1 protein-coding gene is annotated in these 1,353 nt (G+C 73.5%); it reads left to right on the forward strand.

From position 1 onward, the window contains the following. The coding region (locus J7E22_RS15805) for a PASTA domain-containing protein (protein WP_214982786.1) at window positions 1-1,291 on the forward strand (1,291 nt) is incomplete at its 5' end. Window positions 1,292-1,353: the final 62 nt, after the last annotated feature.

The raw sequence follows: 1,353 nt of genomic DNA on the forward strand, positions 1-1,353 counted from the left end.
CATCCCGCCCGAACTCGACGAGCTCGTCGCGTGGTCCACCGCGCGCGACCCCGAGGCCCGCCCCCGGGACGCCCGCGAGATGCTCGACCACATGGCGGGCAACCAGCAGCGGGCGACCGGCCAGTACCGGACGGCCGTCCTGCGCCCCGAGAACGCGACCGCGATCCTCCCGTCCGGTCCCGGCGCGCCCGCGTCAGCCGACTCCGGTGACGCCACCACGATCCTGGAGCGCGCCGACGACGCCGGCGCGCCCGCACGGCGGGGCACCCGGACCGCCCCCGGTCCGCGCCGCACCGGCGCCCAGCCGGGCACCCTGTCCCCCGCAGCGCAGCGGCTGGCGGACCAGTCCGGGCGCCGCCGCAAGCGCGGATGGGTCGCCCTGGCCGTCGTCGTCCTCCTCATGATCGTCGTCGCGGGCGTGTTCTGGTACCTCGGTCCGGGACCAGGAGGCAACGTCCGCATCCCGGAGGTCACCGGCAAGTCCGTCTCGCAGGCACGCCAGCTCCTCGAGGCGCAGGGGCTGCACCCGGCGTCGAAGACCGGGGTCCGGTTCGACGCCGTCGTCGCGAAGGGACAGGTGTCGACCACGCAGCCCGCCGCGAAGCGCGAGGTCCAGAAGGGCACGTCGGTCCGCATCGTGGTGTCGAACGGGCCGCGGATGATCCCCCTGCCCGCGATCGTCGGCCAGCCGATCTCCACGGTGACCGCCGCGCTCAATCACGACTTCCAGCTGCAGGACGACCGCTACCAGTTCTCGGCCGACGCCGCGAAGGACACCGTCATCGCGGCCACCGGGCTCGGGACCGACGGCACGCCGGTCGACCTGACGACCGTGCAGCAGTACGGCGAACGCGGGCCGGTGACGCTGACGGTGTCGCTCGGACCGGTGCCGGACGTGGTGGGCAAGACCGTCGACCAGGCCAGCACCGTGCTCCAGGGCGTCGGGCTGACGCTCGGCACGCAGGACGACCAGTACAACGACGAGGTGCCCGAGGGGCAGATCCTGTCCGCCAAGGCGCACGACTCCCCCGCCGTGCGTGGGACGGCGGTCGACGTCGTCGTCTCGAAGGGCCCCGCACCGATCACGCTGCCGGACGTGCACGGGAAGACGATCGACGACGCCACGTCGACGCTGGAGAACCTCGGGCTGAAGGTCTCGGTGCCGGACTGCACGAACGTGTTGTGCGGCTTCTACGACTGGAAGTCCTCGCTGCCGGTGTCGGGGACGGATCCGGTCGCCGGGTCGACGGTGCACCGCGGCGACACGATCACGCTGGCGTACGAGCAGTAGGGCGGCCGGGCCGGGGCGGCCCGCGACCCGACCGTCTGCGCGACCCGACCGTCTGGCGGACG

The sequence above is a fragment of the Curtobacterium sp. ISL-83 genome, from assembly GCF_018613895.1.
Classification (GTDB): Bacteria; Actinomycetota; Actinomycetes; order Actinomycetales; family Microbacteriaceae; genus Curtobacterium.